Genomic DNA, 12730 nt, shown 5'->3' with positions numbered 1-12730 from the left:
AGGGAACGCTCAACCTCTTGGGACACGACGGCCATTGTAACCGGTGGCGAGGATGGTGCTTACGCGCTCAGCTGGCACGGCCGGTGACCGGAACCACCATGGGACCTACCTCCGGCAGGGTTTCACCCTGGACCGCCGCCTTGGCATCCATCTGGGCAGCGATTTCCTTGGCCCGTTCCAGCAGGGTGGGGACGATCTGATCCTCAGGCACTGTCTGAACCACCTTGCCCTTGATGATGATCTGGCCCTTGCCGTTGCCCGAAGCCACCCCAAGGTCAGCCTCCCTGGCTTCACCTGGGCCGTTGACGATGCAACCCATGACAGCCACCCGGATGGGGGCGGTGATGTCCTTGAGACCCTCGGTCACTTCCTTGGCCAGCTCGATCACATCCACCTGGGCCCTGCCGCAGGAGGGGCAGGAGATGATGTCGAAATGGCGCTGGCGCAGCCCCAGATATTCCAGAATCTTGCAGCCCACCTTGACCTCTTCCACAGGCGGTGCGGACAGGGATACCCGGATGGTGTCGCCGATGCCCTCAGCCAGGAGCGCGCCGAAGGCCAGGCAGGATTTGATGGTCCCCTGCCAGGATGGTCCGGCCTCGGTCACGCCCAGGTGCAGGGGCCAGTCGCCCTTGGATGCCAGGAGCCTGTAGGTCTGGACCGTGGTAACGGGATCGTGGTGCTTGACGGAGATCTTGAAGTCGTGGAAGCCCACGTCCTCGAACATGTGGGCCTCTTTCAAGGCCGAGGCCACCAGGGCCTCAGGGGTGGGGCCGCCGTAGCGGGCGTAGATGTCCTTGTCGAGGCTGCCGGCGTTGACTCCGATGCGCAGGGAGATGCCCGCATCCGTAGCAGCCTTGCAGATATCTGGACCGACCTGGTCGAACTTGCGGATGTTGCCCGGGTTGACCCTGACGGCTGCGCAGCCCGCGTCGATGGCCTGGAAAACGTACTTGCTCTGGAAGTGAATGTCGGCGATGACCGGGATGGGCGACTTCTTCGCAATGATGGGAAGCGCGTCGGCATCATCCTGACTGGGCACGGCCACTCGTACGATATCGCAGCCGGCGGCGGCCAACTCGGCGATCTGCTGCAAGGTCGCATTGATGTCAGCGGTGACCGTGTTGGTCATGGACTGCACCGAAATTGGGGCACCCCCGCCGACCGGCACAGGCCCCACCATGATCCGACGGGAACGGCGACGAGGATGCAGCGGAGTCTGACTGATGGCCTGCTCGCCTGTCTTGCGGAACCCTTGGGAAGATGTTGACTGTTCGGTCTTGAGAATGCTACTCACGCTGTCATGTCTATCAAAGCATCGGCCCTTTGGCGTGCCTCATGCTCGACTTGCTCCATTACCTCCACGGATGTGAATGTTCCCGGAAGATGCGTTTCCATGGCGTCCATGACAGAACGAATGGTTTTGACGATGTCCAGGTAAGGCAGCTGATGATTCAGGAAGGCCCGGACCGCCTGCTCGTTGGCGGCATTGAAGACCGCAGTCATGGGCTCGCAGCTTCCCAGAGCCCGCCTGGCCAGGTTTACCGCCGGGAAGGCCTCGTCATCCAGCGGCTCGAAAGTCCAAGTGCTGGCCTTGGACCAGTCGCAAGCCGCAGCCACATTGTCAAGACGGGCGGGCGCCGACAGGCCCAAGGCAATGGGCAGACGCATGTCAGGAGGCGAGGCCTGGCTTATGGTGGCCCCGTCCTGGAACTGGACCATGGAGTGGACCACGGACTGGGGGTGGACCACCACGGTGATCCGCTCGGGCTCGATGCGGAAGAGCCTGCTGGCCTCGATGACCTCCAGACCCTTGTTGACCATGGTGGAGGAGTTGATGGTGACCACCGGACCCATGGACCAGGTCGGATGGTTCAAGGCCTGTTCAGGGGTGACCTCACGCATGGCTTGACGACTCCAACCCCGGAAGGGACCTCCTGAGGCAGTGACCACCAGACGGGCCACCTCTCCATGCTGCCCCGAACGCAGGGATTGCCAGATGGCCGAATGCTCGGAGTCGACCGGGTTGATCTGGCCCGGCCGTATCTCGGCGTCAAAGAGCAGATGGCCTCCGGCCACCACGGACTCCTTGTTGGCCAGAGCCAGTTGGGATCCGGCCTGCAGGGCCGCAATGGATGGACGCAGACCGACAGATCCAGTGATGCCGTTGAGGACCAGATCACTGCCGGAACCGGCCAGAGCCTGAACCGCCTCCATGCCTGCCTCCACCTGGATGCCAGTCAATCCAATGGCTTCGAGAGCCTGCTGCAGAGCCGGAACCTGGGCCTTGTCGGCCAGAGCCAGACGAGTCACGCCAAAATCGCGGGCCTGGCGGGCCAGAAGCTCGACATGCGCGCCGCCAGCGGCCAATCCAGTCACCTGGAACCGATCCCTATGACGACTTATTAGATCCAGAGCCTGCGTGCCGATGGACCCTGTGGATCCCAGGATGACCAGGCTACGAGGCTCCTGGTCATCATCCCTGGGCGACCAATCTGCCAAGGTGCGTTCACTACCGGCCAACAAATCGGCCTGCCTACCTTCACTCATCACTGCAAGATGACTCATCGACCGCCTTTATCCTGCTCTCCCTCGTCACCGAAGGCGGGGAAAGAAATATCGGGGATGTCCAGATCCATCTTGGGCAGATCCTGATTGAGCAGGGAGGCCAGATAAGAATCCGGATCTTGGTCCTGTTTATTCCCACGCGTGTTTTGCGAATACCGGGGCTTGGCCCAGTCGGGCGTATCTGTGCTGCTTCCGGCTGTTTCTGCCCAGGGACGTTCACGGGTCTCAGGCGCTGCTGGTGCCGGTTCCTCATAACTGCCCAAGGGTCCGCCCGCGCCCAGATGGCCATCGACGAATGGCGAAGAGATAACCGAGGCGGCACCTGGTGTAGACGAAGCGGCAGCGTCAGCACCTGCCGAGGCAGACGCTGGCGATTCTGGCCTTGCGGAGGGGACGAACGCAGTCCCAGCCGAGGTGGAGGGGGCGGAAGCGACAGGTGCCGATTCGGTCTGGTGGAATACCGTCGGCTCTGGAGTCTGCAGTGCGGGAGAAGAGGAAGAAGGTGCCGCAGAGCTGAACGGCACTGATTGTACAGCCGACGCAGGTGCCGCAGGAGTGGTACGGGCTGGTGCAGATGCCGGGTCTGTAGCCGCTGGCGGCACCGAAGCGGGCATGACCGATTCCTGTTGACCGGAGACTGCGGGATTGGCAGGGGCAATAGCAGATCCACCGCTGAATCCGGACGATGAGGCCGACCTCGCAGAAGAAGAGGCAGGAGCTGCCGCCGCCGCTGCCGAAGATGGTGTATCAACACCCGTTGCACCGACAGCTGTGGCGCCAGCACCTACGGCTGCCCCAGCGCCTTCCTGGGCAAGCCGCTGGTTGACCGCCGAAGCCAGAGCACTCAGAGAACTGTTGGGCTGCGCCGTCGGCGTCGTAGGTGTCGTCTTCGTGCTGGCGGCCGGAGCCTCGAAGATGGCCCGCTCTGCCTGGTGCAGTTGAGCGAAATCATCCTGACTGCTCTGGTCACCCGCAAGAGCGGAGGCACTGGGAGTGCTCCATGCCGGTGCCTGGCTCTGTCCGATCAGCGGCTGAACGCCGGAAGATGAAGAGTCCTGGACCGGAAGCCGCGGCTGCGCAGGAACAGCAGCGGGCGCCGTCGAACTCTCGCTGGCTCTCTTTGCCTTTTCGCTAACCCGCGCAAAGGACTCAAGCTGCTCCAGGAGCTCAACTGCCTTGGCCAGGAAGAAGTCCACCTGACGCTCGTCATAACCCTTGGACCCTCGCCGCTGAGTGAAGATGACATTGGAGACGCGGTCAGCCGTGATGTCGGTGTTCTTCGACTTGCCCGAGTCCGTCTTCCGACCCTCCTGCAGGTTGAGCTGGTCAGAAGTCTTGTTGAGAACCTGCTCGATCAGCCGCTCCACCTGCCTGCAGTCGTATGAGGGCATACCAGCATCCCCGCGCTTGAAAACGCTGCCCGAGGGTCTGCCGGCATGAGCGGTCAGCTCTGATTGCAGACTGACCATCCTGGTCGTCCAACCATCCACGCCCACCCGGGCTATCTCCAGACTGGTCTGCCTGTCGGAAATCACCCTCTCCAGTCGGGAGAGGGCAGCATCTACCTGGGTGATGATATAGCCGTTCTTGCACAGGTCAAAGGAGGCATTGGCTATCTCCTCCTGGGTCAAATCAGGGTCCTGGCTCTCATAAAGTGAGTGCGCCCGCTCCAGGAAGGCATCCACCTGCTTGGTGTCATATCCCCACTTGCGCTTGCCCGAGCGCGCGATGGTCGCCTCGGTTCCACGGGCATCAGGCTTAGCTGACATCAGGCATCGACCTCCTGACCTTTCTTGTCAACGATCGTCGTGCATCGATTCTACGTGAGCGTTAAGACTCGACTTCGGGCACGCCCCCTAATGACCCCTGTGGTCCCGCCCGGACTCGAACCGGGGACATCCACCGTGTAAAGGTGGCGCTCTAACCAACTGAGCCACGGGACCAGCACACTACCTTACCAGAATACACGGTGACAAGGCCGCACGGTGCGGCTATAATCCACTAGGAATTCGCGGCCATTGTCCGCAAACAAGAGCAACACACCATACGACAGGGGGTTCGGATTGTCACAGACAGTCGATACAGGCAGTGGCAGGAAGACCAATCGCACCCTGGTGACGGTGGCGGTCTTCATTGCCACCTTTATGACGGCTATCGAGGGGACCATCGTCTCCACCGCCATGCCCACCATCATCGGGGACCTGCATGGGCTGTCCATCATGAACTGGGTCTACTCCATCTATCTGCTCATGACGGCGGTTACCACGCCCATCTACGGCAAGCTTTCAGACCGCTTTGGCCGCAAACCGCTGCTGACCATCGGCCTGCTGGTCTTCGTCATCGGGTCCACCCTGTGTGCCCTGTCCCAGTCCATGCCCCAGCTGATCGGCGCCCGTTTTCTGCAGGGCCTGGGGGCAGGTGCCATCCAGCCGCTGACCTACACGGTTCTGGCCGACATCTATCCACTGGACAAGCGGGCGGGCATGATCGGCCTGAACGGCTCGGCTTGGGGCATCGCCTCCATCATCGCCCCTCTGCTGGGAGGCTTCATCGTCCAGCAGATAAGCTGGCACTGGGTCTTCGCCATCAATGTGCCCATCGGACTGCTGGTCATCATCATGATTCAGCTCTTCCTGAGCGAGCATATCCAGGCGCGTGAAACCCGCGTCGACTACATGGGCATCGGACTGCTCAGCATCTGCCTGATCTGTCTCATGCTCTGCCTGCAGAGCCTGGGTTCGGCGGGCGATGCGCGCATCACCCTGATCCTGGCTGCGGCCACCGTGGTCACCTTTGCCCTGCTTCTTCATGTGGAGGGCCACCAGGAGGATCCCATCCTGCCTCTGCGACTCTTCCGCATCAGGACCTTCGTCATCCAGAACATCTGCATGCTCCTGGTGGCCGGATTCCTCATGGGCTTCGACACCTACATGCCCATCTGGATGCAATCCGTGCTGGGGATGAACCCCTCCCTGGGCGGCTTTGTGGTCACTCCATCCTCCATTCTCTGGCTCCTGGGCGCCTACCTTGCTGGACCGCTGACCATGCACCATCCGCCACACCGGGCCACCAACATCGGCCTGGCCTTCATCCTGACGGCCTGCATCTGCTACATAGCCGTTCCCCAGGCCACCGCCTACTGGGTCTTTCTGATCATCTCGGCCGTGGTCGGCTTCGGCTTCGGCCTAACCATCACCACATCAACCATCACCGCCCAGAGCGTGGTGCCCGCAGGCGACGTAGGCGCCTCGACCAGCTTCAACACCCTGGCCCGTTCCCTGGGGCAAACCCTGATGGTCTCCATCTTCGGCATCGTCATGAACACGGTAATTGCTCGCGAGGTGCCTCAGCATAAGGGACTGACTGAGGACATGATGAACAGCATGATCAACCCGGCTACGGCAGGGAGCATCCCCTCCCGCCTGCTTGGCCCAGCCCGCACCATCGTCTTCAACGGTTTGCATTGGATCTTCCTAGTGGGCCTGATCATCCTGCTCATGGCTCTGGTGGCCAACCTCTGCGACATACGCTCGCGGACCCTGCTGGCCGAATATCAGAACAAGGCCACGACGGTGGCTCCTGCCGTTGCCAAGAAGGACAAGCAGTAATTCCATTGGCCGTCCGGATTCCTTCGGGAATTTCTCATGATGAAAACGAGGTGGTGGGCATCGGGCTCAACCGATGCCCACCACCTCGTTCATTGGCGCTTATGCAATATGTCTGACTGCCGTAAGCCTCGGAACAGCCAGAAGTTTTACTTGCCCTTACCGAAGGCCCGCAGCTGAGTGGCGTTCCAATCCTTGCTGACGGTGGTAGGCATTAAGGCGTTCATGCCCGCCGTCTTGGCCGCATTGGAGACGACCCCCGGCGCCGATGCCCCAGGTCTGCCTGGTTTCGGGGTCAGCACCCAGAAAGGCGCGCCCTTGTTGACCATGGCCGAGGCATCCATTATGGTGTCCGCCAGATCGTCCTCGGCATCGCCGTCCCGCCACCAGATGATGACCCCATCCACGGCTGCGTCATAGTCCTCATCCACCAGCTCTTCGCCGGTCAGATCCTCGATCCTGGTCCGAATCCCGTCGTCGACATCGTCGTCCCACATCCATTCCTGAACAATATCGCCGGGATGAAACCCGAACTCTTCCGCTGTATAGGTTGTAGTCTCAGCCACGGTTTCAGCATAACAACACTGCCGGAATTCACCAATTGGACCGGCCTTGTCTTATTTGCCCTTGGTGGCCGTGCAGTGGGGCAGCCCCTCCCCCTGGCCATGGCCGATGGCCACCAGGGCCTTGTAAGCCTCGTCCAAGGTGGACACCCGCACATCACGCAGCCCCTGTGGCACATGGCCTGCCACCTGTGAGCAGTTGGCCGCCGGGGCCAGGAACCAGGTGGCGCCGTCCCGCTTGGCGCCCAGCATCTTCAGCTGGATGCCGCCGATAGCACCGACCTGTCCCTTTTGGTTAATAGTGCCGGTTCCGGCGATGGTCAAACCGCCGGTTTCCTGCTCAGGGGTGATCTTGTCGATGGCCCCCAGGGTATACATGAGCCCCGCCGAGGGACCGCCGATGTCGGCCACTCTCATGCTGAACTGCAGGCCTGACACGTCATACCCACGAGCCTTGAGAAAGGCCAGGGCCTGGGCCGAGGCGGCTTTCTGGGAGCCGTGCATGTCGCCCTGCTCCTGGCGCTTGTACTCCTCAACGCTCTGCCCGGGAGGCACCACGGCCTCCTGTGGAAGAACCGTCGCGTGGGGGTCGGCCCAGCCCACCAGGGCATCCAGATTGGAGGCCGGGTAGCCGGGGATTCCGCGGGCATTGACCGTGGTCATCAGCAAGCGGCCCTTGTCATGGTGGACCTGCCCGCCTTTCACCTTGATGACCGGTGAGCCTTTTGAACTTCCCAGCACATCCTGGGTAGGGCCCGGTGTCTCGATGGTATAAGGCGAGGGGAGGAAAAGCACCAAGAGGGCCAAAATGATCAAAAGACCGCCGACCAGCATTTTCCGGGTGGGTCCGCCAAGCGTCCCGATTCGCCTTTCGGGTGCGCCTGTGGCGCAGTGATCCGATTTCCCGTGCGGAAGTGTCATAGCTCCAATATTATGGTTGATGAAGACGATAATCCCGGCAGGCGCCAACCTTGATGGCGGACGACCTGCCTTGGCGAGGACTGGAAACAAAGCAATGGACGAGAATGCAATCCACCAATGGCTCATCGAGTGCTTCGGCCCGGTGCAGGGCGAGCTGGCCTGGAGTCAGTTCTCTCAACTGCCTGAGTCCATCCGCTCCCAGATGGCGGCCCAGGGAGCCGATCAGCTGCCCAAACCCGCCGAGGTCCAGGCCCTGATCCAAGCCTTTACTGCCGGAGGGCTGAATACCCCGGCCGACATGCAGGCCCAGGCCGACCAGGGGCCCATCAACGTTGCACTGGCCAAGAACATCGCCTTGGGGCGCACCCGGGCCGACCAGTCTGACACCACTGTCACAGCCGAGGACAGCGACCGGGTGGCCCGAGTCATGAGCGAAGCCAACCTTTGGCTAGACACCGTCTGTGCCTTTGACCCCGCCCCAGGCCAAACCGAAGCCCTGACCCGTGCCGGATGGATCGAGGGCAGCATAGACGCCTGGGTTCAGTTCGCCTCGCCAGTGGCCCAGGCGGTCAGCGAGGCCTTGACCTCCGTCATAAGCCAACGCTTCCATGGCTTCGACCAAGGCGAGATTTCAGGAATGTTCGCTGGACCTGTGCCCATCCCCCTTCCCGACAACCTCAAGGATCCGACCACGCTGATGAGGCTGCTGGGGAACACCTCATTCGCCATGCAGCTGGGGCAGGCCGCTGGCGAGCTGGCCAAGGAGGTCCGCGGAGGATTCGACCAGGGCATCCCGCTACTGAAGAACCCTGCTGGAGCCCTCATACCGCAGAACATCAAGGTCTACGCCAAATCCCTGGAGCTGGATCTGGACGAGGTCACCCGCTACATGGCCCTTAAGGAAGCCGCCCATGCCCGGCTCTACGCCGCCGTCCCCTGGCTGATGCCACGCTTCGAGGCCCTGATTGGCAAGTACGCCCGTGGAGTCTCCATCGACCTGGACGCTGTGGAGGACCAGCTGCGCGATGCTGAGCAAATCAACCCCGAATCCATCGCTGGCGCCATCAATCTCAGCAATGTCGGCATCGAGGACACCCCTGAGCAGAAGGAGGCCCTGCACAGCCTGGGCGACCTGCTGGCACTAGTCGACGGCTGGGTAGATTGCGTGGTCTGGAACGCCGGTATGGCCCACCTGCCCCATTTGGAACAGCTGCGGGAGATGACCCGACGCGAGCGCGCCGTGGGCGGACCGGCCGAACAGACCTTCGAGTCCCTGCTGGGCCTGCATCTTCACCCCAAGCAGCTACGTGAGGCCGCCGACCTCTGGGAACGCATCACCACCGAGGAGGGAGTCCAGGGCCGTGACAGCCATTGGTCCCATCCTGATCTACTGCCCTCCCTGCCTGTCAAGGATGAAGGCGGCCAAGGTCGGACTTCGATCTCTGCAGACGGGCAATCCGAGCAGAAAACCGCCACTTCCGCCACCTCGGTGGACTGGGATGCCGAGCTGGACAAGCTATTGAATGCCGAGGAGAAAGATTCCTCTGCCGATTCGACCGCTTCCGCCAACTCCGAAGCTTCTGATTCCGACATTTCAAATGATCAGGAACCTTCGGACCATGAGGTCCCGGGCAACCAAAAGAGTGCCGGCAAGGATTCCAAGGACACCGACAACGGCAATACCGACCAGGATGACCCAGACAGAGGCGATTCAGACAGCAACCAAGCCTGAGTTCCGGGGGCCGAATCGGTAGCGCTCAGTGGTGAATGAACCGGCTTGGGGCGCGTCGGACGAAGGCGCTGCCGTCCTTGTGCTCCGCGTAGGAAAGGTGGAGAGTGTCCTCGGCCCGGGTCACCCCTACATACATGAGGCGACGCTCCTCCTCCAGGGCATCCCCTTCCGGCGGTGAGCCAAAGGGAATCAGCCCCTCGGCACAGCCCACGATGAAGACATGGGCGAACTCCAATCCTTTGGCGGCATGAATGGTGGAGACCGTGACCCTCCCCTGGCCCATGCCACCCTCCAGCTGCTCCAGCACCTCCTGCTTGCTCAGATCGACCGACTGGTTCTGCCAGCCTGACTCCGTGCGCACCCGGTAGCCGATTCCACGTTCGTGCAGGGCGCGGCAGATCAGGGTCTGCTGGGCGTTGATCCGCGTCAGGATTGCAAACTGGCCGGGCCGGGCCCCCTTCCGAATCATTGAAGATATACGAGAGGCGACGGCTCCAGCCTCATCACCATCGTCCTCATAACGGGTCATCACGACCCGGCTGCCCTCCTGACGGGCTGAGGTCAGCTTCAGATAGTCGCCACGCACCGGGGAACGCGCCAGAATGCCGTTGGCGTAATGGACAACCCTTCCCGTGGACCGATAGTCGGTGGACAAGTCCAGGTCAGCCTTAATGCTCGGGAATTCCTGGGGGAAGTTCAGCAGGTAATAGGAGGTGGCCCCCGCGAATGAGTAGATGGTCTGGGCCGGGTCCCCCACCACGCACAGGTTCTGCCTGCCGTTCAGCCAGAGTTTGAGCAGCCGGTGCTGCAGGGGCGAGACATCCTGGTACTCGTCCACGGTCAGCCAGCCGATTAGGTTTCGTATATCTGCAGCAGCCTGGCCATCATCTTCCAAAATGTGGCAAACCAGCAGGAGAATATCGTTGAAGTCCATCTGGTTGTGGGCGGCCTTGGAGCTCTCGAAGACCGTGTATAAGTCGGCCATCCGATCAGCCTCCAGACCGGCCGGCGGCAGGCGGTGACTGGCCGAGCAGACCCGAACATAGTCCTGGGGGGCGATCAGCCCCACCTTGGCCCAGTTGATCTCCGCAGTCAGGTCCCTGACCTGGCCCGGGTCGGCCTCCTGCCCGCAGACTCGCTGGTAGGCGGAGGACACCAGGGGACCCACATCTTCAATCAGATCGGGAGGGTAGGTCTCACTGACCTGGGGCCAGACGCGCCTGAGCTGGTGCAGGGCCGCCGAATGGAAGGTCGCCGCCTGCAGGGAGGACGACACGCCAAGCTTGGTCAAACGATCACGCATCTCGGCCGCAGCACGGACCGAAAAAGTCACTGCCAAGGTTCTGGATGGCTCCCAGCTACCGCTGGCGCAGGCATAGGCAATCCGCCGGGTTATGGTTCTGGTCTTGCCAGCCCCGGCCCCTGCTACGATCCGCACAGGCCCGTCAAGCACGGTAGCCGCCTGCCGCTGGGCGGGATCCAGACCCTCCAGCAGTCGTTCCTCATCCTCATGCATACCCCCATTGTGTCAAAGGCCAATACCGGAACCAGCGGCGGCGTGCCCATGTGGTCAAGTGGACAACCGCGTCCACAACAGTCCTTTGTATTATCCTTGAGAGTGTGAGTGAACGAACGAAGCTGACCCTGGCCGCCCTGGCGTCGGCCGCCATGCCCGAGGTGCCCATGACCGGCGCGCGGGACTGCGACCAGCTCAGCAGCCTGGACCGTGCACAGGGCGTGGATTGTGCCGTGGTCCAGGACGCGACCGGCAACGTCTACGACGTCTGGGCCACCAGTTCGGAAGCCGGCAAACACCGGCTGGCCGCTCGCGTCAAGGCGGCTCAGGCCCTGGCCGATGCCAAGGAGATGGCGGCCATGGGCTTCCGGGTCGAACGCATCCTGGCCTACCAGCCCGGCGAGAGGGCCGACAGTCCGACCGGCACCACAGCTGTTGCCGTTATGACCCACTGCCCAGGCCGAATCCGTCCCCTCCACCTGCTGACCATGAACGAATGCACCGCCGCAGGCACAGCCATCGGCGCCATCCATCGGGTGCGCCCTGATTTTCTGAAAACCCACGGCTATCCGGCCTTCTCCACTGCCCAGATCGCAGCACAACTGCGCGGATGGATCAAACGGTTGCGCATGGACGGCCACGTGCCCAAGGAAATCACTGATTCATGGGCTTCCATTGTGGCGACCGACGGACTCTGGTCCTTTGAAACCTGCACCGTGCACGGAGGCTTCTCCGACGGCGATTTGCTCTATTCAGGCTCCGGACTCAGCGGGGTCTACGGCTGGCAGAACATGCAGGTCAACGATCCAGCTCGTGATCTGGCCTGGATCTTCGCCAAGCTGGACGGGTCCCGTCGCAACGCCGTCATTGCAGCCTACGGCAGGATGATGGGGGCCCGGCTGGATGACCTGATCATGCTCCGAGCCAATCTTTGGCTGCAAATGGAGCAGGTGGGAGAGTTCATCACCGCTCTCGATCATGCAGACAACGAACGGATCATCCAATTCAAGGCCCAAGTTGAGCGCCTGGCTCAGCAGCTTGGCGATCATGAGCAGGACCAGCGCGCCCGTCGCCAGCAGCAGACGCCAAGTCCGTCACCCGCTGGCGCACCCTCCACCATCACTGTTGGCACTCTGTTGGGCGACGATAAGGCTGAAGACCCCTCTGCAACCAAGCCACAGGAGAATCCGACGCCAGAGCCGGCCTCCGCCTCGACAGAAACGTCGGATGAAAGCTCGGCCACCATCGCCATCAACAGGGTGGAAATGGCTGACCTGGCTCTGGCCCAGACCGTCATGGACCACTCCGATGCCAGGAATAAGCCCACCAAGCAGGCCCAGAGCACAGACCTTGGCACCGACGCCCAACCCGAGCCACCAGCTGTTGCTTCCGTCCCCCAGGAAGAGGAATCAGGCCTGAGCGATCACTTCCGCGGCATCGGCAATCCGGTCACCGACGACGAGGATACAAATGGCGAAGCGAAACCGCAGGCTGCAATGAGCGTTCCGTCCGCAGACCCGTCCGGGAACAATCCGCCTTCGAATGCCACTGAAGCGGGAGAGGACGCTTCCCAACCGCATGATGCATCGTCAGCTCAGACCCTTCCAAGCAATCAGGCCGAGACCATCGTCATTCCCAAAAAGCCCCTGCCCGAACAGATTCCCACACTCACTGCAGAGGGACAGACATCGGCATCGCCGCCGGAGACCGGCTCTGCCCAGGAGGAGCATCACGGGGACGCTTAGAGCGTAATCACCCGGGTCAGCGAATAATGAGACCGGAAGATCCGTGGACCGGCAGGTCTGGGCGACGGAGAAAAACCTTG

The 12730-nt window shown here is 61.9% G+C and carries 9 protein-coding genes and 1 tRNA gene; 3 read left to right on the top strand and 7 right to left on the bottom strand.

The window, feature by feature from the left end; translation table 11 throughout:
• Positions 1-67 precede the first annotated feature (67 nt).
• The 4 genes from ispG to ACVWNW_RS07325 form a co-directional block, all read right to left on the bottom strand.
• Entirely contained in the window at positions 68-1297 is a 1230-nt protein-coding gene (gene ispG / locus ACVWNW_RS07340) for a flavodoxin-dependent (E)-4-hydroxy-3-methylbut-2-enyl-diphosphate synthase (RefSeq protein ID WP_176694635.1), read from the bottom strand.
• On the bottom strand, positions 1294-2568 hold the full coding sequence (gene dxr, locus ACVWNW_RS07335; protein WP_248004213.1) for a 1-deoxy-D-xylulose-5-phosphate reductoisomerase: 1275 nt from the start codon (positions 2566-2568) through the stop codon (positions 1294-1296). The genes ispG and dxr overlap by 4 nt, the downstream gene beginning before the upstream one ends.
• Positions 2565-4337: a DivIVA domain-containing protein gene (locus ACVWNW_RS07330; protein WP_052733284.1), complete on the bottom strand. Its 1773-nt coding sequence runs from the start codon at positions 4335-4337 to the stop codon at positions 2565-2567. The genes dxr and ACVWNW_RS07330 overlap by 4 nt, the downstream gene beginning before the upstream one ends.
• A 100-nt stretch (positions 4338-4437) precedes the next feature.
• A tRNA-Val gene (locus tag ACVWNW_RS07325) sits at positions 4438-4511 on the bottom strand.
• 120 nt (positions 4512-4631) lie between these two features.
• Here ACVWNW_RS07325 and ACVWNW_RS07320 point away from each other — a divergent pair.
• Positions 4632-6176, top strand: coding sequence for an MDR family MFS transporter (locus ACVWNW_RS07320; RefSeq protein ID WP_198229588.1), 1545 nt, complete (start codon positions 4632-4634; stop codon positions 6174-6176).
• A 146-nt stretch (positions 6177-6322) separates the two neighbouring features.
• Here ACVWNW_RS07320 and ACVWNW_RS07315 read toward each other — a convergent pair whose 3' ends face one another.
• Positions 6323-6739, bottom strand: coding sequence for a DUF3052 domain-containing protein (locus tag ACVWNW_RS07315; protein WP_024627263.1), 417 nt, complete (start codon positions 6737-6739; stop codon positions 6323-6325).
• 51 nt (positions 6740-6790) lie between these two features.
• On the bottom strand, positions 6791-7657 hold the full coding sequence (locus ACVWNW_RS07310) for a S16 family serine protease (RefSeq protein WP_141650048.1): 867 nt from the start codon (positions 7655-7657) through the stop codon (positions 6791-6793).
• Between the two features lie 94 nt (positions 7658-7751).
• Here ACVWNW_RS07310 and ACVWNW_RS07305 point away from each other — a divergent pair, with 94 nt between their 5' ends.
• Positions 7752-9389 (top strand): zinc-dependent metalloprotease, encoded by a 1638-nt coding sequence (locus tag ACVWNW_RS07305; RefSeq protein ID WP_454482003.1) that lies wholly within the window; start codon positions 7752-7754, stop codon positions 9387-9389.
• 25 nt (positions 9390-9414) lie between these two features.
• On the opposite strand, the gene ACVWNW_RS07300 is transcribed toward ACVWNW_RS07305, so the two are convergent.
• Positions 9415-10905 carry an ATP-dependent helicase gene (locus ACVWNW_RS07300; protein ID WP_454482001.1) on the bottom strand — a complete coding sequence of 497 codons (1491 nt, stop codon included), beginning with the start codon at positions 10903-10905 and terminating at the stop codon, positions 9415-9417.
• A gap of 104 nt (positions 10906-11009) precedes the next feature.
• Between ACVWNW_RS07300 and ACVWNW_RS07295 the strand changes: the two genes are divergently transcribed.
• Complete coding sequence (locus tag ACVWNW_RS07295) at positions 11010-12650, top strand: phosphotransferase family protein (protein ID WP_454481999.1); 1641 nt, start codon at positions 11010-11012, stop codon at positions 12648-12650.
• Positions 12651-12730 lie beyond the last annotated feature (80 nt).

The sequence above is a fragment of the Bifidobacterium sp. JNUCC 75 genome (genome assembly GCF_054819865.1).
Note: the sequence above shows the minus strand (reverse complement) of the source record. Positions and strands in the feature narration are given on the sequence as shown.